The sequence below is a fragment of the Chryseobacterium sp. X308 genome (genome assembly GCF_020733145.1).
GTDB classification, from domain to species: Bacteria; Bacteroidota; Bacteroidia; order Flavobacteriales; family Weeksellaceae; genus Chryseobacterium; species Chryseobacterium cupriresistens.
Genome location: NZ_JAJFZH010000005.1, coordinates 177,647 through 202,565 on the forward strand (window position 1 = coordinate 177,647; position 24,919 = coordinate 202,565).

Sequence of the window (24,919 nt, forward strand, 5' to 3'; positions counted from 1 at the left end):
AATAATCAACTGCAAACTAAGAATTGAATTTCCAATATACAAAATAACAATTATGAAAAAAACAATTACTTTTTTTACTATTCTCTTATCGATAGTAAATATTCAAGCTCAGGAAAATATCAATTTATTGACCTACGAAAACACACAGGATATTAATTTCTTCAACACTATTAAAAACGGCGCCCAGGTTAAGGAATATATAACAACGAGTAAAAATAGTGTAAAGGTAGGTGATACTTTAATATTAGGATCTCCAACCTCTGAAGAACTAAATACAAGGACTTATTCAGGAAGTTACGGAAACAAAGCAAGAGGTGGGATTTCACAATCAAGAAGTACTTCCAAAAAGACTTATGAATTTGTACAAATGGGAAGGCCGGCTGGATTTGGAAGTATTATGTCTGCTATGGGTGGTGAAGCACAAAATATGGCAGATATCAGCTTAAAAAATACTAAAGTGATTGTCAGAGAAATAAAAACTTATCATAGAGGCAGCAAAAATAAGCCTTTGTACGTAGTTATGGTTTTGGGAGAAATAAATGACAGAGCTTTTGGAATCAATAAATATTTAAGCGTCATGGATACGGAGCTAGGGATTGAATCTGGTGAAATTCTTTTAAAAAATAGAAAAATGACCAGAGAAGAAGCGATTGCAAAATTAAAAGAAGCAAAAGAACTCGTGGAAATTGATATGATGAGCAAGGAGAAGTTTGAGGAATTGAAAAAAGAACTTGCTCCGATTATTAACAATAATAACTAAGAATTACACTTGTATTGATAGTATGGTCAGCAACTTCCCGGATATTTTAACGAACAAAAAGGATAATGTAAAAAAGCCAGAATTTCGAAATGCACTATTTAATTTAAACAAAAGTATTATCAGCAATGACAATATAGAACATCTGATTACTATTTACAACTCAGCAAAACAATTAGATATTCGAAATAAAATATTGAAATTGCTTTATGACTTTACTTATCCGTTACTGAAGGATTTTTTCCTGAATGCCTATAAGAAAGAACGTTATCTGGATATGAAAATATATGCCTTACGCGGACTTTCAAATTTTATTGAGGAAAAGGAAATCGCTCAGCTTTAAAAAAAATTTAACCAATCATTGGCTAAAAGACAGCAAACGACACCTTATAACTTTCAGGAGTATGAACTTTTAAAAGGAAGAAATGCTTTGCCGTACTTAGTTGAAAAATTCGGTTATCCTTGTTTTAAAGAAACATTAGAACAAGTAAACAGACAATACGATGCAATGCCAGATGCCTTTAAAGGGCATTATAGAATTGATGACAATGGAGATATCAAAATGCTGAAAAGCCCGGGAGAATCTAAGGCAATTATGGACAGATTCTGGGAAGAGGAGAGAAGCAAGCTAAAATAACTCATTTAAATTTTTAGAAAAAATTCATCAAATCATCTAAGACTTAGGATGATTTTTTTTGTGATTTCTTAACAATCCCATCATCAAAATAAACTTTATATTCGTAGCATAAATGGCTTTAGGAAAATTATATCAATTAAACTGAGCCTGTAAACAAACGTAACCATCTAAAATTTAAGAATTAAATACAGAAAAAATGAGAAACACTATTTATGCTTTGTTGTTATTATTTTTATTCACAGGCGCTAATGCTCAGGAATACTCAAAATTAATCATTGAAGCTGATCAATTATACAGGGCAAAAGATTATAAAATGTCTACGGATGTATATGGTAAAGCTTTTAAAATCGAAAGCGAAAATCCAAGTCACTTATATAATGGCGCATGCTCATCTTCCTTGGCAGGAAATACAAAACAAGCATTCAAATGGCTGAACCTATCCATAGATAAAGGCTGGACCAATCTCAAGCACTTAAAATCTGATTCTGATTTGGATAATTTACATTCAAAAAAAGAATGGGGGAAAACAATTGAAAAGCTAGAAAAGAAAATAGCGGTCATAGAAGCCAATTATGACAAACCATTACAGGCTGAATTACTGGCAATTCTTGAGGAAGACCAAAAATACAGAATGCAAATGGATGAAACACAAAAAAAATTCGGTCCGCAATCTAAGGAAATGAATGATCTTTGGAAAAAAACAATGCAGAAAGACTCTCTTAACCTGTTAAAAGTAAAAAAAATATTAGATGAAAAAGGCTGGGTGGGTAAAGACAAAGTAGGCGCACAGGCCAATAGTGCATTATTTCTTGTGATTCAGCATTCAGATCTGGAAACGCAGAAAAAATATTTGCCCATGATGAGAGAAGCTGTCACAAAAGGAAATGCAAGTGTCGGTTCTTTAGCGTTGTTAATTGACAGAATAGAAATCCGGGAAGGCAGAAAACAAATATACGGAAGCCAGATAGGAATCAATCAAAGTAATAATACTTACTATGTTTTACCTTTGCTAGATCCGGATAATGTAGATAAAAGAAGAACAGAAGTTGGCCTGGGTCCAATCTCTGACTACGTTAAAAACTGGAATTTAGCTTGGGACGTTGAAAAGTACAAAAAAGATTTACCTGAATTAGAAAAATTAAATAAAAAGAATTAAATCAATAGAAAAAACTTCTGATCACAGCAGTTTACAAGATGGTGGATTAAGGGTGTTAAAATTCTTTAATCCGCCATTTCTAATTAGTACAATCTTGAATAGAGTTGTGTATTACCTGAAAAACCCGATACAATAATCAAGAGAGCAAAGTAATGAAATCTAAGATGTTCTGTGAATCTTTGAAACCAGAATAATATACAATTTAACATAATATAAATTATAGGATTTTTATAATAGTAGTGAAATAGAGCATTTACTGTCTGAGAATCCGTTATTCTCAAACTTTTCCTACCCAATAGCTTTTAACGAATTCTCGGAACTCTTCTCTGTCGTAAACCTATCCGGAAAATCTCCGGCTTATCGTCATCCAATTCTTTAAAATTTTGTTAAGGATAAAACAAAACGAAAAATTCTATTTCAGAGCTTTTACAACTTCCCCTAAATCTTTTTTCTTTATAAGCCGTACAGCTCTTCATAATATTCTGAATTTTCTCTAAGCGATGTAAAACTCATTTATTGAAAAAATATTAATTGTGTGGCAATTCATGGTCAGAAAAATATTGTTTTTAAATTCAAATAATTTTTCTTGCCACTGACCGGGCGAAAATCTTTAATTTCTGATAAAGGTAAAATTCCTGATTCAATTATTTGAAAAAATTAGTTGTGGATAGCAACCCTTGTCAAGGTTCAAAACCTTGACAAGGGTCTTTAAAGGGTCTTAGATCATCAATTATAACTTAACTTCTTTTATATTATGTTAAATTACCCAACAGGAAATTTAGAAGGAAAACCATCTCCTGAAATATAGTTTTCATAATGTTCATTTACCCCTTAAAAATACGAAATCTTGCCACATGACAGTTTTTATTCTGTAAAAACCAAATACCTTTATCCTAACCAAAATATCACCGATATGAAACCTAAAATGATCTGGGCCAATCTGGCCGTAACCGACCTTGAACGCACACAGAAATTCTACACTGAACTGGGTTTCAGGCCCAATAATCCACATACGTCCAATGAACTGGTAAGTTTTTTTATGGCTGGAAATGAATTCATTATTCACTTTTTCTTACAAACTGTTATTGAAAACAACCTGAAAAGTATGAAGTTTGGAGATCCCCACCACTCCAACGAAATCATATTTACCCTTTCTGCAGAAAATAAAACTCAGGTAGATGATTGGGCTGAAGAAGTTAAAAATGCTGGCGGAACCATTGTATCAGAGCCTGAAACTTTTGGAGACAATTACTACGGTTTTGTATTTGCAGATCCGGATGGACACAAGTTTAATGTATTTTTTATGTAACCCTTTACAAAAACCAAATAATCAGGCTGAAATACAATTTGCCCGTAAATCTCCTCTGTTTTCAGTCAGATAGCATAGTTACTGACTCGATAAACACGGCTTATTTGGGTGGTTTTCATTGATTTTCATATAATTACATGATAATCAATGTTTTTTATAAAAAACGTAAGGTGAATTCTACCTTTATTGTCGATAATAAATCAATCTGTCGCTTTACATCGGATTAGTTTTATCATGCTTCTGTTGTTTAACAATTGATTTTCATAAAGAAAAACACTAAAAATCACCCCATATCAATAAAACATTCTACAATATCTCATTTTCGATTATTTTTTTATTTAAAATTATAAATTTGTACTTAAATAAAAATAACCGTGAGTAAGCCTATTATATTTGGTGAGATAGATGGAATTGAAGAAGGATATCATTTTAACAATAGACGGGAAATGATGTCCACCAGTTTTCATAGAAATTGGGCAGCAGGAATAGATGGGAATTCAAATGAAGGTACTTCTGCTATCGTTCTTTCTGGAGGATATGAAGACGATTTAGATTTTGGAGAAGAAATTGTTTATACAGGTGCAGGTGGTAACGATAGTAATACTGGAAAACAAATAAAAGATCAAGTATGGGAAAAAGGTAATGCAGGACTTGTCATAAGTATGGACCAAGGATTACCAGTAAGAGTTATCCGGGGTGCAACTCATAGATCGGAATTTTCACCTAAAGAAGGATATTTATATGCTGGGTTGTATAGTGTTGTAGATGCTTGGGAGGAAATTGGTAAAAGTGGGTTCAAAATTTGTAGATTCCGTTTAGAATATTCAGGCAATAATCAATCTAAAAAAACAATAAAGCAAATCGAATTAGATTATTCTAAAAGAATAAAAAGAACTGCAGAAAGTACAGTTCTAAGAATTGTACGAGATACAAAAGTAGCATGGCAAATAAAAAAATTATACGATTTCAAATGCCAAGTGTGCCAGATTACTATTCCAACCAAATTAGGTCAGTATGCTGAAGGTGCCCATATTAAACCATTAGGTAAGCCACATAGTGGAGATGATAATCCTGATAATCTTATTTGTCTTTGCCCTAATCATCATATTATGTTTGATAAAGGAGCATTTTCAATTGCTGATAATTTTCAATTAATTGGCTGTTTATCAGGAAAACTAACCATTCATGATCATCATAAATTGAATTATTTAAATCTAAAATATCACCGTCAAACACACGGTTTTGAATAAAAATAGCCTCTCAAAAAAAATTTGAGAGGCCTTTTTATTTAGTTTTGTATAGTGTTATGCTTATTTAATGTTGTGTTTATAATTAAATATAGAATACTACCCGTTCAATCCCAAACTGTTATACAGCTGCACCTGCCATATTCCCAGTACTTCTTTTAGCATCACAAAAGTAAATGCTGCGTTATAGCTGTTAGGAAACCAGGTAATTTCCGTATCTATAAAATCTGAAGCTTGCGGAACGGGATTTACCCCAAATGTCTGAAACAAAGCCACAGACCTTTTCATATGAAAACCGGAAGTCACCAGGTAGACATCAGAAGGAGCCATCTGTTTAAGGATCTTGCTGGAATATTTTGCATTTTCATAGGTATTCATACTTTTGTCTTCTTTGATGATATCAGCATCCGAAACCCCCATGTTTTTAAAATTTTCACTGAAGAGTTCTGCTTCACTTGTATGTCCTCTCCCCTTTCCTGAAATGACTATTTTACAAGGCAGATTATTTTTCCTGTATTCATGATACAGCTGATAGGCGGTCACCAGTCTGGAGTAAGACAATGTATGCAGTTTTTCTGTATGGTTAAAATCTACAACGCCGCCACCCAATACAACGATAACAGGATTCTGAGAAGTCCTGTTTTTATTCGCAATAGTATTCACATAACTTTTCTGCAGATAGTCTGCGGTGAACTTTCCGAGAAAACCGTTCCCTATAAAAATGATCATTAAAACGGCAACAATGCCAATTCCTATCCGTAGGTTTTTACGCTTGTTTTTTCTTCTTAAAAGTACAATGATAACCACTGCGAGAAATACTAAGAAATAAGGCTCTGTAAAAAGCTGGATCATACGAAACAAAAGGTCTAATAAAAACTTCATCTTCAAATACTATTATTTAATACCTGCAAACATTAAAAGCCCAAAGATAAAGCAATTTTCTGAGTATAACTTTCTACAGCAGCAGACCATTCCATATAATCAGGATGATTTCGTCTTATTTTTCTTTTGATTTTTTCCATTTATTTTATACATTTGCATACAACACACTTTTTAGTGTGTTAAATAAAAATACCTACCCCAGTGAAAAAGCAGAAAAGTATTACCGTTTTGATGACCGTACTCCATATATTTTTGGAAAGGCATTTTTGTAAAGGAAAAAACAAAAATTCTTCCTCACGTATAAAAAAACGATTTCTACTTTAAAAAACTGAAAGCCAGACTGATCTATTCAATTAAAAACAAGAAGAGATCTCACTGATAATTTCCGGACTGTATTTATTACAAAACCTTAACAGATTTACTGTTAAAATTAATGTTGCCTCAATGCAATATGGCCTTAAAAAAAAGTACATTTGCTGAAAACTATAATACAACATCTGTGAAATGTCAACAGTCCTCAAAACATTTGTAGCTTATCTTAAAAGGCCCCCTCTTTATCCTGAACTGGGCAGAAAAATCATTAAAAATACTTTCAACAGAAGAAGTCCTTTCAAAGGAAAAGCAAGAGCAAATTTCTGGGCTGCATCTATAGCCGTTTCTCAGGAAGAGGTGATCTCCAGACTGTTCTCCAGGGATGCTGATCATTTCAGATCTGATTATGCCGATATCCTGCAAAAAGCCAGTGTAAAAGAAAAAGAATGCCCTATCAAAATGGGTGGGCCAGGTGCATTGGAGCTTATTTATTATGCATGTGAATTCACCAAAGCACAAAACGTGCTTGAAACCGGAGTGGCTTATGGATGGTCTTCACTAGCTATATTGCTTTCGCTTCAAAAAAGAAACGGTATACTTTATAGTTCAGATATGCCTTATCTTGCTCAGGATGGTGATCAGTATGCAGGATGTGTTGTTCCGGAAAATCTTAAAAAATACTGGAAGCTGTTCCGTTTTGCCGATAGAGAATCTCTGCCTAAAATTTTCAAACAGGCTACCTCATTTGATGTTTTCCACTATGATTCCGATAAAAGTTACCACGGAAGAATGTGGGCGTATCATCAGATCTATAAAAAACTGAGACCTGGCGGAGTGTTTATCAGTGATGATATCGGAGACAATTCCGCGTATCAGGATTTTTGCAACAGAATGAATATCAGCACTTGTGTTGTAGAATATAATGGAAAATATATCGGCATTTTTGTAAAAGAATATATTCCGCTCATCAGAGCTAAATAACACAATTGATGAGATAAAACTATACTTAAATTTAAAAACCATTAAGAAAGCGGTAAGCTGTTAAGAATATGAAGAGAACACAAGACATTCATGAAGCCTTACCGCTCTATTTAAAAGCACTCTCATTAGGGGCCGAAACGAATCTTAATCCTCTTAACGTCTTCCTACAATCTTAATGGTTCAAAATAAAAAAACTTTAATTTTAAAAATTTAAGCCTCCTGATGGTTTAAAACCAATACTTTCACTCATAGCTCACTTCCCTTTCTAAAATAATCTGGTTCCTGCTTACGGTAACCAATATCTTATCTCCTGCCTGAAAGCCACATTGCTGTACCCACTTTCCTGTAATTCTTATTTCAGGAAAATATACAATTTTGCCATACGCTCTTGAAAACGATTTGAGGAAAACCGTAAGGTTACGATTATGCAGTTCATTATATTTGCTGCTGTTCATTCTTCTTTTTCTTTTCATCTTTGTTATTTTTCAACAAATGAAAGGATAATAAGAAGGATAAACCACCCGTATAAAGGATATTTTATTCAGAAAGACGGATATTTTAGAATAGTATTTATTTTAAAACAGAGCATTATTTTTTTGTTCTAAAGCTTTATATTTGTTATTATGACTTACACAGATATGCAAAATAAAAAAATACATCAGGGTAGAAATATAAAGCGTTTCCGCGAAATGCTGGGCATCAAACAGGAAGCTCTGGCTTTTGAGCTGGGCGACGACTGGAACCAAAAGAAAATTTCCCTTCTGGAACAAAAAGAAACCGTAGAATCTGATATTCTGGCGCAGGTAGCCCGGATTTTGAAAGTTCCCGCGGAAGCGATTGAGAATTTTGATGAGGAACAGGCAGTGAATATTATTTCTAATACTTTCAATGACCAATCAAATGGTTATAACTATTATCCTAATTTTACTTTTAATCCTCTTGATAAAATGGTAGAGCTTTATGAGCGTATGCTTCAGCAGCAGAAAGAAATGATTGAGAAGTTGGAGAGGTTGATTGAGAAAACATAAAATTTATTATAAAATATTAAAAAATGAAACTAACAGAATCAAAAATAACTATAGATTCTGAGCATTCAATTGAATTTGGTAAAGCACCATGGGATTCTAGTGTAGAAGTAATACGAAGAAGAAAAGATAATTCGTCTGGGGGATATGACCCTCGCAGTAGAAGTACAATACCTATTAATGGCGGATTTATTGATATAGCCGATTTAGTTAATACTTGTTTAGATTTCGATAAAGTTCCCCCTCACAATATGTACAAAATACAAGCTGCACTACATGCTTCAGCTACAAGATTAGGTATAACATTATGATGTATACTAAGATTATAATAAGTGATTAAAAGAAAGTAATCCGTTAATAATTATAACTTACAAATTTGTTTATAAACGATCATTAATAAACTTCTTTTTATTCCTTTCATAAGTGTACAAAGGAATGATCATGATTTGGATGATACTTAAAGAGAATCAATTTTATTTTCTAAGCAAGATATTCAATACATAAAAAATCAATATATTTGCACAATATGCAATTTTTATGAGTAAAAAGGCAATTAATAGATTGAAAGTAGTACTTGTAGAGAAAAATCTTAGTAGCAAGTGGCTTGCAGAACAATTAGGCAAAAATGAAGCTACCATCTCAAGATGGTGTACGAATGATGTACAGCCCAGTTTAAAAACATTGATGGAGATAGCAAGTATTTTAAAAATAAAGCCTGCGGATTTAATCAACAATATTGAGCAATAAGTATGGATAATCAAAATAAATTATTAGAGTTAAAACAAAGGTTGTCCGAAGAAATCTTAAAAAAAGAATCTGACAATAATATTATTATCTCTCTATCGAATGAAATAGCAAGCCTAGACGAATCTGCTGTAAGATTTTCCGTAGATGCCGGTATTATAAATAGGCTTGGTAAAGAATTGGTTGGAAAACAAGAAACAGCAGTTTCTGAACTTATAAAAAATGCATATGATGCAGATGCTACAGAAGTAAATTTGATTTTTGAAAATGCTTGGAATAAGGGTGGCATTTTAACTATTGAAGATAACGGACATGGGATGAACCGAGAACAATTGGTCAATGGCTTCATGAGATTGTCTTCATCAGATAAAATTCACAATCCGGTATCTACAAAATATAAACGTCAAAAAGCTGGCAAAAAAGGTATCGGGCGTTTTGCAACGCAACGTTTAGGTGAGAGGCTTATAATTATTACTCAAACTGAACAATCTCCTGATGCTTTAAAAGTAGTTGTCAATTGGGATGACTTCGCAACGGATAAAGATTTATTAACTGTTTCAAATAAAATAGAATTTATTCCTAAGACTAAAGAGAATGGTACAACTCTAACAATAGAAGGTCTCAGAGAAGGTTGGTCTGATGTTATGATTAAAAGAGTTTACCGCTATACCTCTGAATTACTACAACCCTTTCCCCTATCAAAAAAGAAAGAAAAAGAGAAAGAAAGCTCTATTGATGAGGGTTTTAAAAGCCATTATTATAGAAATGACAATGGTAATTTAGTAGCTATTGTAGATGAAGAAAAGGCTATTTTTCAACATGCTTTAGCAGAAATTGAAGGATATGTTTTGGATGATGGTCAAGGCTGTTGGGCATTGAAAAGTGATAAATTAAATTTTCCTCAAGAAGTATTTGCCATTGGTAACAATGAAAAAGATAAAGATGATACTACTACTCCATTTAATTTAATAAAAGGAGTTCATTTTAAGGCCTATTATTTTATTTATGACCCCAAACTCTTTTCACCCGGCACTATAACTTTTATTAGAGAATTAGGATATGAGAAAGGTGGCATAAAATTATATCGAAATGGATTTCGCGTTTTACCTTATGGAGAGCAAGGTGATGATTGGTTAGGATTAGATAAATCTAATAATAGAAATATTATATTAGCTCAACATCCTAATCGAAATTTTTTCGGTTTTGTTGAACTAGAAGATTTAAATAATGATTTTGAAGAAACTTCTAGTAGAGAAGGATTAATCGAAAATGATCGTCTTAATGAACTTACAAGTTTTATTTATCGTTCTTTAATAAGCGCAGTAATGAAAGTTCAAGAATTGAGAGGTAGAAAGGTTACAGCTTCTCAAAAAGGATATAAAAAAGAAAAAGAAAATCCATCTGAAAGGGTCGATGATACTATAGAACAAATAGAAGAATTATTCAAAAAACCAGAAATAAACAATGAGAATAGCCCAGAGTCTTCAAAACCTGAGGTTACAAACGAAAGAGCTAACGAATTAATTGTTGAACTAAAAAAAGCTAGAGAAGAAGAAAAAGTAAAAAATCAGGAATTGATAGATGAAAATAATATGCTTCGTATTCTGGCAGGATTAGGTTTAGTAATTGGTGAATTTGTACATGAAGTTAAACGCTTTTTACCTGGTTTTGACGCTGATATTAGTTTTTTGAAAGATGCGGTTAAAGATTATAAAGAAATATATGAAAGAACCGAATTATTAGAAACAAACGTAAAGTCCTTTAGTGCATATACTTCTTACTTTGATAAAACTATCTCTAGAAACGTGCACCGTGAATTAGAATCAATAGAATTAAGAGATGTAGTAAGAGATTTTGAAATAGTTATTTTGAATGATTTGAAAAGAGCATCAATCGAAATGATTCCAACAAAATTTGAAGGTTACGACTTATTTACTATTCCGATGCATCCTTCAGAATGGGCTTCAATATTATTTAATTTATATACAAATTCGAAAAAAGCTATTAAAAGGGCTAATTCAAATGGCAAAATTTTCATTAGATGTGGCAAGGATGAAAATATTGTTTTCTTAGAGTTTTCAGATAACGGAGATGGGATAAGTAAAGAAAATGAAGAAAACATTTTCAATGCATTTTATACTACCTCTACAGTTGCTAATCACACTGTAGATGATGCTACAGCCCTTACAGGAACTGGATTAGGATTAAAAATAGTAAAAGATATAATCGAGTTTTATAATGGTGAAATTTATGTTTCAACTCCATTAGATGGCTATAATACGACTATTAGAATAGAAATACCAAAAATTTAAATAACTAAAGCTATGTCAATACCCAAATATATATATGTTGATGATGAAAATGATACTTCAATTGAATCGTTAATAAATGGTTTTAACGATACCAAATTGATTGAAGTAAATCAGCTCACTATAACTAAAGGAATGGATTTTTCTGAATTAGAGAATTTAATAAAAAGCAAAATAGTAGATGAAAAATACGACGGGCTATTAATTGATTTAAGATTAGACGGAGAAGGACCCAATCAATTACGGTATAGTGCTATTTCAATAAGTTCTGAATTAAGAGCCGTTTGTGCAAGGAAAGAAATACCATCTTTTCCAATTGTATTATGTTCAACTTTAGATAAAATGAAAGAAACATATAAATCTGATAAAACGAGTCATGATTTATTTGATTATACTTTTAGAAAATCAGAAAATCCAGATTATGAAAGATTTTCACGAAAGTTAAAAGCGTTAGCTGAAGGATATAAAGGATTACCCAATGATATAGACACATTAGATAAAATATTTCAAAGAAAAGATTTAAATAACCTAGACCAAAGAATATTTGAACGCTTTTACAATCAAGATATAATAGTACCATATGATTTTGCTCATTTTACTGTAAAAACACTTTTCCATGCAACTAATCCACTAATAAAGGAAACTATTTTAGCTGCTAGACTAGGTGTAAGTATTAATAAAAGTGGGAAACATTGGATAGAGTTGCTATCAAAATTTGAAGATTGCAAATTTTATGGCCTATTTTCAAATGGTTGGGATAGATGGTGGGCTGATCTACTAAATATAAAATTAAAAGGAATTTCCGGAAAGAATTTTTCGTTCTTAAAAGCCGAAGAAAGAGTTGCCATTTTAAAAGAAACTTATAAAGTTGATGGTATTATAGCTGCAGAACCTTTATCACATAATAACAGTAGTGAATTTTGGACAATTTGTGAAGCTACTAAATGTCCATTAGACCCTTTAGAAGGATTTAAAGTAAGATTATCTCATGAGTTAAAAGCATGGCAGGAACCCAAATATATGTCATTGTATGCGATACTAGAAAGAATAGGCATAGATAAAGGGATAGAGCCTAATTATACAGAAATTGAACGGATTGAAGAATGTAAAAGAAACTTATAAGATATGGCAGTAAGTACTAAAAATATGAGTTTCAGAAATGAAAGAGCCAAAGACTTAAGACAATTAAGCCAATTATTATCAAGAGTTGTTGGTGGAGATGTAAATACTTATGTATTGGAATCTGTAATTTCTCAACTTCAAAATAAAGATTTCATACCAACATTAAAAGATGGGTCAACAGATGAGAATGTTTGGGGATATGATATTGAAGACTTTAAAATGCCCTTAGATACTTTAAGTCATGTAAAACCACAAGATATTACAAAAGGGGAAATTATATTGAATATGAAATTACGTGCCAAAATAGAACATTGGAATACATATCATGATCCTTTCATAGAATTGGCATATAACGTTATGATTAAAGGTGTTGGCAATAGAACTTATCATTTGGGATTCCACATTGATAAACATATTGCAAACACTCAAACTAAAGAACCACATCCTATTTATCACTTACAATACAATTTAAATCCGACAAAATCAAACAGTCCTAATCTAGGTAATTTATTCTATATTGATACACCAAGAATTATGCACAAACCTATTGATTTTATATTAGGAATTAGTTTTCTTACATCTAACTTTTATCCTATAGCATTTGAAAGTTTAAAAGATGAAAGAGAATTTGTAAAATTACAAGAGAATTATCAAGACGCAATTTGGAAACCATATTTTCATACTATAGCCAATAAATGGAAACCATTTCAAGAGACAAATATAGTATGGAATCCAATTAATGATATTTGCCCAATATTTATATGACAAACATATTCAGATACTTAAAAACTTATTCAACTCAACCATTAGATGTTGATAGGCTTATCGTGTCTGCTTTTTTAGAAATTAATCGGTTAACAATAATTGAAAACCGTTTTTTGTTAGAGTATTCAATCCAAAGAAATCAAACTCAAGAATGGAATAGCTTAACCCAATTTATTGAAATCATCAATAATGAAATAGCTGATTTTGATATCGAGAAACTTATTGAATTATTTGAATTTGTTATATCACCATCCGACAGAATCATAAATGGAGCAATATATACTCCTGCAGAAATAAGGGAATATATTGTAAATCAAACATTCGACAGAGCAGGCAATGAACTTCAAAATGCTAAAATAGCGGATATTGCATGTGGTTGTGCAGGATTTTTATATACTGCTGCTCAAGAATTAAGAAGAAGAACAGGAAATACTTATCAATATATTTTCCAGAATCAGATTTTTGGCTTGGATATACAAGAGTATTCTGTTACTCGTAGTACATTGTTACTAAGCTTATTAGCATTGTCCGAAGGTGAAGATATTAGAGAATTCGATTTTAATATTCATCAAGGTGACACCTTAATTTTTAAGTGGGAAGAGCATTATGAAAACTTTGAAGGCTTCCAAATTATTATTGGAAACCCACCTTACGTACGTGCTAGAAATCTAGAAGATGTGGTAAAAGAAAACCTGCAAAATTGGGTTGTATGCCGAACTGGAAATCCTGACCTTTATATTCCTTTCTTCCAAATTGGTTATGAGAGCCTTGCTCCAAATGGTATTCTTGGCTTTATAACAATGAATAGCTTTTTCAAAAGTTTAAATGGCAGGGCTTTAAGAAATTATTTTGAAAAAAATAGGGCTACAGTAAGAATTATTGACTTTGGTACACTTCAGGTTTTTAAATCTAAAAGCACTTATACTTGTATTTGCTTTTTAGAGAATGTAGAACAAAACTATGTTGAATATTACAAGTCGATTGAAAAAGAATTGCCTACAAATGAGAATCAATACAGCAGGATCAATTATCAGAATCTTAATGCAAAGAATGGCTGGAATTTAAACAACCATGAAACTATATCTCGACTTGAAGCTATTGGAAAGCCATTTGGAGAAAAATATAAAACTAGACACGGTATTGCTACTTTGAAGAATGATATTTATATTTTCAAGCCTGTAGCAGAAGACGATGATTTTTTCTATCTACAGAACGGCAACTTATACCCCATAGAGAAAGGCATATGTAAAGATATTCTAAACTCAAACAAATTAAGTAGAGATATTGATTTTGATTCAGTAAAAGAAAAGGTTCTATTTCCATATGATAACGAAGTAAAACCTAAAGCAATTGAAGAAGAATTATTGAGAGAGCAATTTCCAAATGCTTATGAATATTTGCAAATAAAAAAAAATATTTTAGCTGGAAGGGATAAAGGAAATGGAGAATATGAAAAATGGTTTGCTTTTGGAAGGACACAATCTTTGGAAAAGGTTACTAATAAATTGTTTTTCCCTAAATTTTCAGATAGAACGCCAAACTATTTAATTAGTGATGATGTTGATTTATTGTTTTATAATGGTCAGGCAATCATTGGACACTCGGAAGAAGAAATGCTACTGATTAAGAAGATTTTAGAATCTCGTTTGTTTTGGTATTATATAAAAACTACAAGTAAACCATATTCTTCGGCATATTATTCATTAAATGGTACCTATATCAAAAATTTTGGTATTCCTGATTTTAATAGTACCGATATTGATTTTCTAATTAATGAAACTAATAAGGATGTCATTGATAATTTTTTGGAGGATTATTATAATGTTAGGCTCAAAGAAGACTTAGTATATTGATAATAATATGTAATGTTATTTAAAGTGGAGAAACTAGTATTCTCCATTTTTCTTTTAATAATAAGGTTTTTAATTATTTAATCATTTTTTTCCAAAAAAACTTGCGTAGCTAAATAACTACACATATATTTGTAGTCAAATAACTACACGATGAATTTAAGAAGAGATGTATTTCAGGCAATAGCAGATCCTACGAGACGGTCTATATTGATGTTGGTGGCGGCACAGTCGATGACGGCGGGAGCCATTGCTTCCAATTTTGATACGGCGAGACCTACCGTTTCAAAGCATCTCCAGATCCTTACAGAATGCGAACTGCTGAGATCTGAACAAAACGGCAGAGAAATTATCTATCACCTAAATCCCAATAAAATGAAAGAAATAGCCGATTTTATAGAACCTTTCCGCAAAATGTGGGACGAAAAGTTCAACAAGCTGGAAAGTGTGATGAAAGCGTATCAGAACAGAGAAGCGTGATGCGAGGTGCGAGATACGTGTTTCGGGGTGCAAAGTTCCGAGATAGATTGGATAAATGAATGGCAATTTAAAATCTAAAATACCTCGAATTTCTTACCTCGAACCTCGCAAACACAAAACCCCGGATCCGCAAAAAACAAACCCCGAACCCCGAACCCCGAAACCCGCATCAAACTCTCCCACTCTAACACTCTCAAACCCTCAAACTTAAACACCCAACTCAAAATATGGAACTTAAAACAAAAATCCACGCAGAAGACGGCAAACAGGAAATCTTCATCATCAGAGAATTTGACCTTCCTGTAGAACTGCTTTTCAAGGCATATACAGAAGCTGAACTTTTCGGCCAATGGATGGGAACCAAAGTAACCAAATTCGAAAACAAACCGCACGGAAGCTACCGTTTTGAAACCTTAAATCCTCAGGGTGATGTGGTCTTCAGTGCCAACGGAACCATTCATGACATTGTTCAGAACGAGAAGATTATAAGAACTTTCCAGATGGAAAACACGCCTTTTCCCGTTCAGATGGAGTTTCTAGAATTTGAAAAATTAACGGATACCACCAGTAAAATTACCATCCAAACCATTTATAAATCTGTAGACTTCAGAGACCAGCACCTGAAAATGCCATTTGCACAGGGCATTAATATGGCGCATAACCGTTTGCAGGAATTGTTGGGTGGAAGGTAGCAGGTAGCAGATTATAGATAAAAGATAATAGACGAAGAGATAATAGACAATGGGCAACAGGGCTCAAATTGTGAACATCAATGTCAATAGTGAATTTTGCTTTGCAAGTGAATCGTCAATGATCAGTGAAGGATAACAACTTTAAACATCAAACTTTAAACATTAAACCTTGAACCCTTATACTCTCCCACTCTAATACTCTCAAACCCTCCGACATAAATAATCCCGAAACCCAAAACTCTCCCACTCTCAAACCCTCTAACCCAAAAACCCAGAACTATGAATCCAAAAGTTAATTTTTTCTTCGAAAATGCCGGACAATGGCAGGAAGAATTTGAGAAATTAAGAACGATTGCTCTTAGTACAGAACTTACAGAAGATTTAAAATGGGGTTGTCCCTGTTATACTTATGAAGGGAAAAATATTTTCCTGATCCACGGTTTTAAGGAATATTGTGCGCTTCTCTTTTTTAAAGGAGCTTTAATGAAAGACCCGGACCATATCCTGATTCAGCAGTCTAAAAATGTACAGGCGGCCAGACAGATCCGCTTTACAGAAGTAGGGCAAATCAATGATCTTGAAGATGTTCTTCGTGCTTATATGTTTGAAGCCGTTGAAATTGAAGAATCGGGCGCAAAAGTGGAAATGAAGAAAACAAAAGAGTTTGAAATGGCTGAAGAGTTTCAGGAGAAGCTGGATCAAAATCCTGCTTTACAGGAAGCTTTCAAAGCATTAACTCCCGGAAGACAAAGAGCTTATCTGCTCCACTTTTCTTCTGCCAAACAATCTAAAACCCGTGAAGCCCGCATTGAAAAATGCATCCCACAAATCATGGACGGAATAGGATTAAACGACTAATTATATAAAAAAACAATCATGAACACACCACAACCCTCACAAAAAAGAACAAAAATCATCTATTGGATATTTACCCTATGGATGGCTCTGGGCATGGTTTCAACAGCTATTGTCCAACTGATGAAAAACAAAGATGAACTGGCCAATTTTACCCATCTCGGCTATCCTTCTTATCTGATGACCATCATCGGAGTATGGAAAATTCTTGGCGTTATTGCCATATTAATCCCTAAACGACTAATACTGAAAGAATGGGCTTACGCAGGATTTTTCTTTGTAATGTCAGGCGCCGTCATTTCCCACCTTATCGTTGGCGATACAGCCGGCAGAACTTTTCCGGCAGTATTACTATTGGTATTAGTACTTATTTCCTGGTATTTCAGACCTGCAGAAAGAAAAATTACTATCATTGATTAATCATTTTGATATTAAAATTGTTTAAACTTTTATTTTTGAAACATTAAGATTGTATTAAGCTATTTAGAATATTAAGATGAGCTTCGCTTTAAGCTTAAAGTCAGAATAATTCATCTTAATATTTATCAATTAAATCCTTCTTAATGATTCAATATGTACTAAGTATTTTTTGATAAGTTTAAACAATTTTTTATAAAATCATTTTTAAAGATAAAGAGTGAGAAATTTTATTGAAGATAAAATCCTTGCGCCTTAAACACTCCTCAATAACAAAACTTGCGCCTTTGCGATTTCCAACAATACAACACAATAAAACAAAATTTGACATGAAAAATAAACTAACCCCGGAACAGACCAACGAGCTTTTAAAAACATTAAAAACCCGTTTCGAAAAGAATATGAACCGTCATAAAGATCTGAAATGGGAAAAAATCCAGCAAAAACTGGAAGCCCATCCCGAAAAAATCCGCTCTTTATATGAAATGGAAGCCACAGAAGGCGAACCCGACGTGGTAGATTATAATAAAAAAACAGATGAATACTCTTTCGTTGACTGCTCTCCCGAAAGCCCCAAACGCCGAAGCTTATGTTATGATTATCAAGCCTGGGATGCCAGAAAAGCCAACAAACCGGAAAGTAACGTCATCGACACCGCTAAAGAAATAGGTATTGAACTTTTGACAGAAGAACAATACCGTCATCTTCAGGAATTGGGAAAATTTGACCAAAAGACTTCAAGCTGGATCAAAACACCACCGCAGATCCGTGAACTTGGAGGTGCTGTTTTCTGCGACAGACGATACAATACCGTATTTACGTATCACAACGGTGCAGATTCTTATTATGCCGCAAGAGGTTTCAGAGGAATATTAAAAGTATAAGGAGAATAATCAACTGGGATCTCTCAGCCAGGGAGATTCCACACTCCAGAATATAATTTTTACGCCAAGATAGTTTTCAGCATATTCTGTAAATTCTTCTTTGGTGAAAGGCTTTTTAGTTTTGGGATTTGTATACGTCAAAGTCGGCTCCTGAACAGCCATCGCTACCAGAGAAAGTTTTCCTTTGTACTGATTAAAAAAAGGATAAGAATTTTTCATTTGGGCTTTCTTATCCGGAACAATATCCGGTCCGCCCAGTCCTATATTATTTTGGTAAGCAAAATCGAAAAGTCTTGACATATACTGGTGATCATTTTCCCATTCGCACGGAAAGAAATTGACATATTGCAGAACGTAAGAATAATGGAAAGCATTTCTTGCAAACTTTAGATTTTCCAATTCGGCCTGAAAATAACGGTCGCAGCTGAAGCCTGTTTTATCTTTCTTCATATCAATATCGATCGATGTTTCCGGAAGATTAATCCCCTGAATCTTTCTGTCAAATTTCTTTGCGAGTTCTCCTATCAGCTTCTGAAATCTCATCCGGACAGCCGGATTCCATTGCTGGGCAACCCAGCCGTTTCCAACAGGTTTATTCTCTCCCGGATTATCATATTGAGGCACCAATCCCCCGTTATATTCTTTATCTTTCAATATATAATCAGGAACATATCGTGCCTGCGGCTCAAAAAATCTGTCCTGAAGCTGGATAAATAGTTTTTTGTTAAGGCTCGTCAGATAATTGAGATCTTTCTCAATAGCAGAAAAATCATAGACATCTTCTGATTTTTCTAAAGCCTTCCAGTTGTAGACAATCTGTACACCGCCGATATCTTTACGGGTAATCAGTTTTTCAATTCCATGCAGATCTCCCGACGAAGTGTAAATATAATTCTGAGGAGCCTGTCCTTCGACAAAACATACACCTACAATAAATAATCCTAAGCTCAGCACTTTAGTAATCTTTTTCATTACAATCAATTTTAAAGAGTAAATCATTTTCCGTGCCTAAAAACATCAGACATTTTTAAGAGCATTAAAATAGTATTTCATTATGGACTATATTTTTAAACATTGTTGTCCAATTAGATTAAAATATAATTAACAGATCGCTCCTCTGGAGCTTTATTATTACGAAGACTTCATTTTTTCTATTAACAGTAGATCCCAATGGGATCAAATTCAGCTCCAATAGGAGCTAACTGTTAATAGGACGTATTTGTTTTAAAATTATAGCTCCAGAGGAGCGACCTGTTAATACATGCTGTAAGTATTGGTAATTTCAATGTATTTTTTAATTAATATTTTTCCTTAAAATCCATTTTATGAAATATTAATTTTCACCAAAAAATCATTATCTCTTCATATCCTATTTTTAATATATAAATACTATTATTATTTTAGCAGAATAGAAATTTGATTTTTAACAATGAAGGATATGAAAAAATTAATCTTATTGGGCGCTGTATCAGCTTTTTTAATCAACTGTAATAAGAAAACTGAAGCTCCGGCTCCCAAAGTGGAAGCAGACACCATTGCTGTGGAAGAAGCGGTAATTGATACCCTTGGGCCAAAATCGTTCTGTTATATCGGGGTTACAGGAAAAGACAGTGTTTTTGCTTCTATTGATGACAATTTAGGAACAATCACCGGAAAATTATCCTATAAAAACAGCGAAAAAGACAGTTCAAAGGGAGATGTAACGGGTTTCAAATCCGGAGATACCCTGAAACTAACTTATGAATTCAGCTCTGAAGGGAAAAAGAGCAAAAGAGATATTTATTTCCTGCAGAAAGATAATGTTTTAACGGAAGGTATTGGTGATCATAAGGAAGAGGACGGACAAACCAAATATGCTGACGAGAAAAAAATCAGTTATAAAGACGGACAGAAGCTAACGCCTGCAGACTGTAAAGTAGTCAATGAAGCTTTGAAAAAATAATCATTATAAAATAAAAAAAGGCTGTCTCAAAAGTGTCATTCTGAACACAGACTAAAAGTCTGCGAACGAAGTTCATAAATTAGTGAAGGATCTCATGTAGTTGTTTGTCATAGAGATTCTTCCTTCGTCAGAATGACAAAAATCCACTAGTGGACTTTTGAGACAGTCTTTTCATTCTATCTTAATTCTGTTCAATCATTTCAATAAAACGGTTCACAGCTTCATCCCCTGTACTCCACGAAGTAATAAGACGAATGGCTGAAAAATTTTCATCTACTTTTTTCCAGACATAGAATTCAAATTTTTCAGATAATACCTCTATAAGCTGGTTACTGAGAATAGGAAAAATCTGGTTGGTATAAGTGTCTGAAAGAAATGCAGTTCCTTTTTTTTGCAGAGCTTTCTTAATCTTCATGGCCTGCTGATTGGCATGTTGTGCCAGCTCAAAATACAGGTTATCTTTCATCAGCTCTGAAAACTGAATACCCAACAATCTTCCTTTCGCCAGTAATGCTCCTTTCTGTTTGATATTAAAAGCAAAATCTTCCTGCAGCAAAGGATTATTGATTACAATTGCCTCTCCTATTAATGCTCCGTTTTTCGTTCCTCCAAGATAAAAAACATCGGTAAGAGCGGCTACTTTCTCCAGGGTAAGATCACTGATTTCTGCAGTCAGTCCATGACCAAGCCTTGCCCCATCCATAAACAGGTATAATTTATTTTCCTTACAAAATGCAGAAAGTTCTTCCAGCTCTTTTGCCTGATAGATTGTTCCCAGCTCTGTAGAATTGGAAATATAAACCAGTTTAGGCATCACCTGATGCGGTACATTACTGTGTCCCTCTAAAATTGGAACAATATCTGATGGTTTTATTTTTCCGTCTGCCGTTTCGATGCTCAGTACTTTATGACCTGTAGCTTCAATGGCTCCCGTTTCATTATTCAGGATATGCCCCGGAGCAGCAGATATGACACACTGATAAGGTTTTAGAATTGCAGAAATAACAATTAAGTTAGCCTGTGTTCCTCCGGAAACAAAATAAATATCCGAATGCTGATTATTGATTTTCTCCTTAATCAAAGCCTTGGCCTTCAGTGAAAATTCATCTTCGCCATAGCCGGCCTGCTGAACAAGTTTATGCTGTAAAAGTGCCTGTAAGATATTAGGGTGACAACCCTCAGAATAGTCGTTTTTGAATGAAAATTTCATAGAGTAAAAGTAAAAAAAGTTAAAATAACAAGAGCGAACTTTTCATTTTATTTTGTTAGATTTGTAGTGAAAATCATCTAACATTTTGAGAACAACCCTAACAGAAGAGAATTACCTGAAAGCTTTGTTTCATTTAGTTGACAATGAAGGAAAGGTTACGATTAATGAACTCAGCAAATTTTTGAATGTAAAAATGCCGAGCGTCAATAACATGATGAAGAAATTTGCCGAGAAAAAATGGGTGGTCTATGAGACCTATAAACCCTTAATCGTTACAGAAAGCGGAAGACGTGAAGCTGCACTGGTAGTTCGTAAACACAGGCTTACCGAAATGTTTCTGGTTAAAAAGATGAATTTCGGATGGGAAAACGTTCATGAGATTGCAGAACAGCTTGAGCATGTACATTCTCAAATCTTTTTTGATAAAATGGATGAAATTCTGGATCATCCTAAATTCGATCCTCATGGAGAACCTATTCCTGATAAAGATGGGAATATCATTGCCCAGGATCTGCAAAAATTAAGCAGTTGTGAACCGGGAGAGACCGTCACCTTTGCCTCTGTTACCCTTTCCGACGATGCTTTCCTTACCTATCTGAATGACAGGAAATTGCTGCTCAATACCAAAGTGAAAATTGTAAAAATAGAAAGTTTTGATAAATCAATGACGATAGAAATTGAGGGAAAGACAGAAATTTTAAGCAAAAAAGCTGCTGAGAAAATACTCGTAAAGAAATAGTTCAGTAATGCTACTACTACGTGACGGAAGAACTTAAAATCCCTGTTAATATGTTGTTTTAATATCAAAAAATATAGCAAAGACGGCTACAGGAAACGCAACCACCTTTGCTATATTTATATACCTTCAATATTAAAAAGGAATTATCAGCTTTAAAGAGACATTTCTTCCCATATTATAGATACTTCCCAAATATTTTAACCGGCCGAGATGAGACTGATAAGCGCGGTCAAATACATTATTGACCTGAAACTGCAATACGGCAGAATGGCTTTCAGAATAATGAAGCTCTACGGATGTCCCGATATTGAACAATGTATAGTCCCGTGTAGCAGTTTCTGTATTATCCAATCCCAAATACCTGTTTTGAGCTGCTGAAAATTCCATTTCTGCGATGGGAGTCACTGATGAAATTAATTTTGAGCTTACATCTATTTTCTGAGACAGATTTCCAGATAATTTTAATGGAGAAATCAATGGTAAGTATTCTCCCTGAGTTTCTTTATTTTTAAATCTTTGATCACGATTGAACCCATAAATAACAGATAAACTGGTTTCAAAATTACACCCTTTCCATTTCTCAGGATGTAAGGAGAGCCGCGCTTCCATGCCATAAAGCTGTGCAGAAGCTTGCTGATATTGGTAGGTTTTATTTCCCTGTGCATCTACAACGGGGCTTCCATGTGAGTCTACAAGTAATGACAGATAAATATAATTCTGAATATTATTGTTGAACCAGCTTACCTCCGCTGAAAAGTCTTTGAAACGGGTACTGATTCCAAGATCTTCCTGTAATGAAAATTCGGGATCAAAATCTCTGTTTCCTTTGTAAATAATATGAGCTCCAGGATCCAGCCCGTTCGAACCAATTTCTGTAATATTGGGGGCCCTGTAGCTTCTTCCCACATTAGCTTTAAGACTGATATGTTTCGTCAATTGAAATGCAGATCCTATGCTGGCCGATAAACCACCGAATGTTTTATGATAAGCAGCAAAGCCAAGTCTGTTATCCGGTGATGGCTGAGCAGCCTGTTCTTCAAATTGTGTTACAGGATTGGTTTGTATATAGAAGTCGTTCCATCCGATTTTCCGGATATCATAACGGATTCCTCCGCTGATGTTCAGTCTTTTGTATTTCCATTTGATATAGGTATATACACCTCCTTCATTCAGATTATAATCGGGAATAGGAAAATCTGTCGCCGATTCATTCTTATTATTTTGCATCATTCCATTAACCCCTGCAGAAATTTCGATAGCGGAAAATTTAGGAAAATTGTAGCATAATCCATAGTTTAAAGTATTTAGACGGACATACATTCCCGGTTGTGAAGGCGCTGTAGGATGGTTATATTCTCTGCGGACATTCTGTTGCAAAGCCAGCTGCACATCCAGTTCTCCATTCCCTATCTGCTGATTATGCTGAGCATATAGTCTGTAATGCTGAATTCTCTGATGCAAAGGGGAAAGTCTGTATGAATTAAGATCTTTTTCTGAAACAGCAGGTCTATTTTCTATATCATCATCATCTCCCTCACCTATCTGGTATGTGAATTTTCCGGTCTTTGGATCTCTGCTCCCATCAGGAATTCCCTGCAGATTATCATATAATGTAAAATTGATTTTGGAAAAGCTGGTTGACGTTTTGCGCCCCAAAAGGAAAGAAAAGTTCTTTTCTTCAAAATTGGTGTTGTATACCCGTCCATCTATAGCATTTCTATAGTTTTTAGCCATCCTGTAAGAAGCGTTTAAAGAGGCTATGAAAGAATTCTTTTTATAACCCAGCTGCATCCCGTTACCGATAAGATCGTTATTTCCCTGATATTCACTAGTTACCTTTCCGTGCACTATACCATCATTCTGAGAAGGCATATAAGGAAAAAGGCTAACTACACCTGCCAAAGCATCAGAACCAAACATCAGGCTGGCAGGCCCTTTGATCACCTCTGCCCGTTCTACAATATATGGAGCGACTTCTATACCATGCTCATCTCCCCATTGCTGACCTTCCTGACGTATACCATCATAAAGAGTCAGTACCCTGTTATAACCCAACCCGCGGATAAAAGGTTTTGAAATGTTAGGCCCTGTTTCTACCACACTTAAACCCGGAGCAGATTTCACCAATGAACTGATGATGTTTGTAGCCACAGCTCTTTCTATTTGCTTGGTAGAAATGCTAAGAATAGCAACAGGTGTCTCTTTAATTAAAGTTTCTCTTGAAACTCCTGTTATGGCTATTTCATCTATGCTATGAGCATTGCGGAGCACGATATCCGGAATTAGTGTCATTTTTTTATCAACAGTGATTTCCTGTTCATACGTCTCATATCCTTTGGCTTTTACTAAAAGTCTGTAATTTCCTAAAGCCAGATTTTTGATTGTATAAGCCCCGTTTTTATTGACCATCGTTTTTCCCGGAGTATCTTTCAGCATTACCTCAGCAGGTATACTATCTCCATTTTCAAAAAGTACCTTCCCCACCACTTCTGCTTCCTGAGCACTGACTATCGAAGCAATAGAGATCGCAAAAGCTGACCACATCAATCTGAATTTCATATAACATTAATGTTTTTTATTGTATCTGTTAAACTTTTAAAAGAA

Annotated in this window: 26 protein-coding genes; 21 read left to right on the plus strand and 5 right to left on the minus strand. The window is 33.9% G+C overall.

What is annotated here, in order from left to right; genetic code table 11:
- Positions 1-52 precede the first annotated feature (52 nt).
- From LIV57_RS07840 to LIV57_RS07865, 6 genes are all read left to right on the plus strand, one after another.
- Entirely contained in the window at positions 53-760 is a 708-nt protein-coding gene (locus LIV57_RS07840) for a hypothetical protein (RefSeq protein ID WP_227942177.1), read from the plus strand.
- 22 nt (positions 761-782) lie between these two features.
- Entirely contained in the window at positions 783-1,100 is a 318-nt protein-coding gene (locus LIV57_RS07845) for a hypothetical protein (RefSeq protein WP_227942178.1), read from the plus strand.
- A gap of 18 nt (positions 1,101-1,118) precedes the next feature.
- Positions 1,119-1,394, plus strand: a complete 276-nt coding sequence (locus LIV57_RS07850) for a hypothetical protein (protein ID WP_227942179.1) — start codon at positions 1,119-1,121, stop codon at positions 1,392-1,394.
- Between the two features lie 196 nt (positions 1,395-1,590).
- A complete protein-coding gene (locus tag LIV57_RS07855) occupies positions 1,591-2,550 on the plus strand; it encodes a DUF6624 domain-containing protein (protein ID WP_227942180.1) in 960 nt (319 codons plus the stop codon).
- A gap of 847 nt (positions 2,551-3,397) precedes the next feature.
- Positions 3,398-3,859, plus strand: coding sequence for a VOC family protein (locus LIV57_RS07860; RefSeq protein WP_227942181.1), 462 nt, complete (start codon positions 3,398-3,400; stop codon positions 3,857-3,859).
- Between the two features lie 374 nt (positions 3,860-4,233).
- Positions 4,234-5,109 (plus strand): YDG/SRA domain-containing protein, encoded by an 876-nt coding sequence (locus LIV57_RS07865; protein ID WP_227942182.1) that lies wholly within the window; start codon positions 4,234-4,236, stop codon positions 5,107-5,109.
- 96 nt (positions 5,110-5,205) lie between these two features.
- Here LIV57_RS07865 and LIV57_RS07870 read toward each other — a convergent pair whose 3' ends face one another.
- Positions 5,206-5,988, minus strand: a complete 783-nt coding sequence (locus tag LIV57_RS07870; protein WP_227942183.1) for a YdcF family protein — start codon at positions 5,986-5,988, stop codon at positions 5,206-5,208.
- Between the two features lie 504 nt (positions 5,989-6,492).
- On the opposite strand from LIV57_RS07870, the gene LIV57_RS07875 reads away from it, so the two are divergent.
- Positions 6,493-7,281, plus strand: coding sequence for an O-methyltransferase (locus tag LIV57_RS07875; protein WP_227942184.1), 789 nt, complete (start codon positions 6,493-6,495; stop codon positions 7,279-7,281).
- Between the two features lie 242 nt (positions 7,282-7,523).
- Here the strand turns inward: LIV57_RS07875 and LIV57_RS07880 are convergent, their stop codons facing one another.
- Positions 7,524-7,754 carry a SymE family type I addiction module toxin gene (locus LIV57_RS07880; RefSeq protein ID WP_227942185.1) on the minus strand — a complete coding sequence of 77 codons (231 nt, stop codon included), beginning with the start codon at positions 7,752-7,754 and terminating at the stop codon, positions 7,524-7,526.
- Between the two features lie 150 nt (positions 7,755-7,904).
- Between LIV57_RS07880 and LIV57_RS07885 the strand changes: the two genes are divergently transcribed.
- The 12 genes from LIV57_RS07885 (at position 7,905) to LIV57_RS07940 (ending at position 18,424) form a co-directional block, all read left to right on the plus strand.
- Positions 7,905-8,309 carry a helix-turn-helix transcriptional regulator gene (locus tag LIV57_RS07885; protein ID WP_227942186.1) on the plus strand — a complete coding sequence of 135 codons (405 nt, stop codon included), beginning with the start codon at positions 7,905-7,907 and terminating at the stop codon, positions 8,307-8,309.
- 23 nt (positions 8,310-8,332) lie between these two features.
- Positions 8,333-8,617 carry a hypothetical protein gene (locus LIV57_RS07890; RefSeq protein WP_227942187.1) on the plus strand — a complete coding sequence of 95 codons (285 nt, stop codon included), beginning with the start codon at positions 8,333-8,335 and terminating at the stop codon, positions 8,615-8,617.
- 226 nt (positions 8,618-8,843) lie between these two features.
- Positions 8,844-9,053, plus strand: coding sequence for a helix-turn-helix transcriptional regulator (locus LIV57_RS07895; RefSeq protein ID WP_227942188.1), 210 nt, complete (start codon positions 8,844-8,846; stop codon positions 9,051-9,053).
- 2 nt (positions 9,054-9,055) lie between these two features.
- Positions 9,056-11,362, plus strand: a complete 2,307-nt coding sequence (locus tag LIV57_RS07900; RefSeq protein ID WP_227942189.1) for an ATP-binding protein — start codon at positions 9,056-9,058, stop codon at positions 11,360-11,362.
- Between the two features lie 12 nt (positions 11,363-11,374).
- Positions 11,375-12,481 (plus strand): hypothetical protein, encoded by a 1,107-nt coding sequence (locus tag LIV57_RS07905; RefSeq protein ID WP_227942190.1) that lies wholly within the window; start codon positions 11,375-11,377, stop codon positions 12,479-12,481.
- Between the two features lie 3 nt (positions 12,482-12,484).
- The gene (locus LIV57_RS07910; RefSeq protein ID WP_227942191.1) at positions 12,485-13,246 is read left to right on the plus strand and encodes a hypothetical protein; all 762 of its coding nucleotides are present in this window, start codon (positions 12,485-12,487) and stop codon (positions 13,244-13,246) included.
- Positions 13,243-15,099, plus strand: a complete 1,857-nt coding sequence (locus LIV57_RS07915) for an Eco57I restriction-modification methylase domain-containing protein (protein ID WP_227942192.1) — start codon at positions 13,243-13,245, stop codon at positions 15,097-15,099. Before LIV57_RS07910 ends, LIV57_RS07915 begins: the two co-directional genes overlap by 4 nt.
- Positions 15,100-15,249: 150 nt before the next feature.
- Positions 15,250-15,576 carry an ArsR/SmtB family transcription factor gene (locus LIV57_RS07920; RefSeq protein ID WP_126650691.1) on the plus strand — a complete coding sequence of 109 codons (327 nt, stop codon included), beginning with the start codon at positions 15,250-15,252 and terminating at the stop codon, positions 15,574-15,576.
- Positions 15,577-15,803: 227 nt separating this feature from the next.
- Positions 15,804-16,268 carry an SRPBCC domain-containing protein gene (locus LIV57_RS07925; protein WP_227942193.1) on the plus strand — a complete coding sequence of 155 codons (465 nt, stop codon included), beginning with the start codon at positions 15,804-15,806 and terminating at the stop codon, positions 16,266-16,268.
- 279 nt (positions 16,269-16,547) lie between these two features.
- Positions 16,548-17,126, plus strand: coding sequence for a YdeI/OmpD-associated family protein (locus tag LIV57_RS07930; RefSeq protein WP_110011568.1), 579 nt, complete (start codon positions 16,548-16,550; stop codon positions 17,124-17,126).
- Positions 17,127-17,144: 18 nt separating this feature from the next.
- Positions 17,145-17,543 carry a DoxX family protein gene (locus LIV57_RS07935; protein WP_227942194.1) on the plus strand — a complete coding sequence of 133 codons (399 nt, stop codon included), beginning with the start codon at positions 17,145-17,147 and terminating at the stop codon, positions 17,541-17,543.
- A 326-nt stretch (positions 17,544-17,869) separates the two neighbouring features.
- Entirely contained in the window at positions 17,870-18,424 is a 555-nt protein-coding gene (locus LIV57_RS07940; protein ID WP_227942195.1) for a DUF4256 domain-containing protein, read from the plus strand.
- 9 nt (positions 18,425-18,433) lie between these two features.
- Here LIV57_RS07940 and LIV57_RS07945 read toward each other — a convergent pair whose 3' ends face one another.
- Positions 18,434-19,396, minus strand: coding sequence for a hypothetical protein (locus LIV57_RS07945; protein WP_227942196.1), 963 nt, complete (start codon positions 19,394-19,396; stop codon positions 18,434-18,436).
- Positions 19,397-19,862: 466 nt separating this feature from the next.
- Here LIV57_RS07945 and LIV57_RS07950 point away from each other — a divergent pair, with 466 nt between their 5' ends.
- Positions 19,863-20,366 (plus strand): hypothetical protein, encoded by a 504-nt coding sequence (locus tag LIV57_RS07950; protein ID WP_227942197.1) that lies wholly within the window; start codon positions 19,863-19,865, stop codon positions 20,364-20,366.
- A gap of 181 nt (positions 20,367-20,547) precedes the next feature.
- On the opposite strand, the gene LIV57_RS07955 is transcribed toward LIV57_RS07950, so the two are convergent.
- On the minus strand, positions 20,548-21,576 hold the full coding sequence (locus tag LIV57_RS07955) for a threonine aldolase family protein (protein ID WP_227942198.1): 1,029 nt from the start codon (positions 21,574-21,576) through the stop codon (positions 20,548-20,550).
- Positions 21,577-21,661: 85 nt separating this feature from the next.
- On the opposite strand from LIV57_RS07955, the gene LIV57_RS07960 reads away from it, so the two are divergent.
- Entirely contained in the window at positions 21,662-22,315 is a 654-nt protein-coding gene (locus LIV57_RS07960) for a metal-dependent transcriptional regulator (RefSeq protein WP_202840590.1), read from the plus strand.
- Positions 22,316-22,447: 132 nt separating this feature from the next.
- Here LIV57_RS07960 and LIV57_RS07965 read toward each other — a convergent pair whose 3' ends face one another.
- Positions 22,448-24,874, minus strand: coding sequence for a TonB-dependent receptor (locus LIV57_RS07965; RefSeq protein ID WP_227942199.1), 2,427 nt, complete (start codon positions 24,872-24,874; stop codon positions 22,448-22,450).
- Between the last annotated feature and the right edge of the window lie 45 nt (positions 24,875-24,919).

Bases quoted from the DNA above. Each gene is read 5' to 3' on its own strand.
- LIV57_RS07910 (WP_227942191.1), top strand. From the start codon at position 12,485: ATGGCAGTAAGTACTAAAAATATGAGTTTCAGAAATGAAAGAGCCAAA.
- LIV57_RS07895 (WP_227942188.1), top strand. From the start codon at position 8,844: ATGAGTAAAAAGGCAATTAATAGATTGAAAGTAGTACTTGTAGAGAAA.
- LIV57_RS07880 (WP_227942185.1), bottom strand. From the start codon at position 7,754: ATGAAAAGAAAAAGAAGAATGAACAGCAGCAAATATAATGAACTGCAT.
- LIV57_RS07955 (WP_227942198.1), bottom strand. From the start codon at position 21,576: ATGAAATTTTCATTCAAAAACGACTATTCTGAGGGTTGTCACCCTAAT.
- LIV57_RS07875 (WP_227942184.1), top strand. From the start codon at position 6,493: ATGTCAACAGTCCTCAAAACATTTGTAGCTTATCTTAAAAGGCCCCCT.
- LIV57_RS07900 (WP_227942189.1), top strand. From the start codon at position 9,056: ATGGATAATCAAAATAAATTATTAGAGTTAAAACAAAGGTTGTCCGAA.
- LIV57_RS07950 (WP_227942197.1), top strand. From the start codon at position 19,863: ATGAAAAAATTAATCTTATTGGGCGCTGTATCAGCTTTTTTAATCAAC.
- LIV57_RS07845 (WP_227942178.1), top strand. From the start codon at position 783: ATGGTCAGCAACTTCCCGGATATTTTAACGAACAAAAAGGATAATGTA.
- LIV57_RS07965 (WP_227942199.1), bottom strand. From the start codon at position 24,874: ATGAAATTCAGATTGATGTGGTCAGCTTTTGCGATCTCTATTGCTTCG.
- LIV57_RS07925 (WP_227942193.1), top strand. From the start codon at position 15,804: ATGGAACTTAAAACAAAAATCCACGCAGAAGACGGCAAACAGGAAATC.
- LIV57_RS07945 (WP_227942196.1), bottom strand. From the start codon at position 19,396: ATGAAAAAGATTACTAAAGTGCTGAGCTTAGGATTATTTATTGTAGGT.
- LIV57_RS07915 (WP_227942192.1), top strand. From the start codon at position 13,243: ATGACAAACATATTCAGATACTTAAAAACTTATTCAACTCAACCATTA.
- LIV57_RS07840 (WP_227942177.1), top strand. From the start codon at position 53: ATGAAAAAAACAATTACTTTTTTTACTATTCTCTTATCGATAGTAAAT.
- LIV57_RS07885 (WP_227942186.1), top strand. From the start codon at position 7,905: ATGACTTACACAGATATGCAAAATAAAAAAATACATCAGGGTAGAAAT.
- LIV57_RS07905 (WP_227942190.1), top strand. From the start codon at position 11,375: ATGTCAATACCCAAATATATATATGTTGATGATGAAAATGATACTTCA.
- LIV57_RS07935 (WP_227942194.1), top strand. From the start codon at position 17,145: ATGAACACACCACAACCCTCACAAAAAAGAACAAAAATCATCTATTGG.
- LIV57_RS07940 (WP_227942195.1), top strand. From the start codon at position 17,870: ATGAAAAATAAACTAACCCCGGAACAGACCAACGAGCTTTTAAAAACA.
- LIV57_RS07920 (WP_126650691.1), top strand. From the start codon at position 15,250: ATGAATTTAAGAAGAGATGTATTTCAGGCAATAGCAGATCCTACGAGA.
- LIV57_RS07890 (WP_227942187.1), top strand. From the start codon at position 8,333: ATGAAACTAACAGAATCAAAAATAACTATAGATTCTGAGCATTCAATT.
- LIV57_RS07930 (WP_110011568.1), top strand. From the start codon at position 16,548: ATGAATCCAAAAGTTAATTTTTTCTTCGAAAATGCCGGACAATGGCAG.
- LIV57_RS07870 (WP_227942183.1), bottom strand. From the start codon at position 5,988: ATGAAGTTTTTATTAGACCTTTTGTTTCGTATGATCCAGCTTTTTACA.
- LIV57_RS07855 (WP_227942180.1), top strand. From the start codon at position 1,591: ATGAGAAACACTATTTATGCTTTGTTGTTATTATTTTTATTCACAGGC.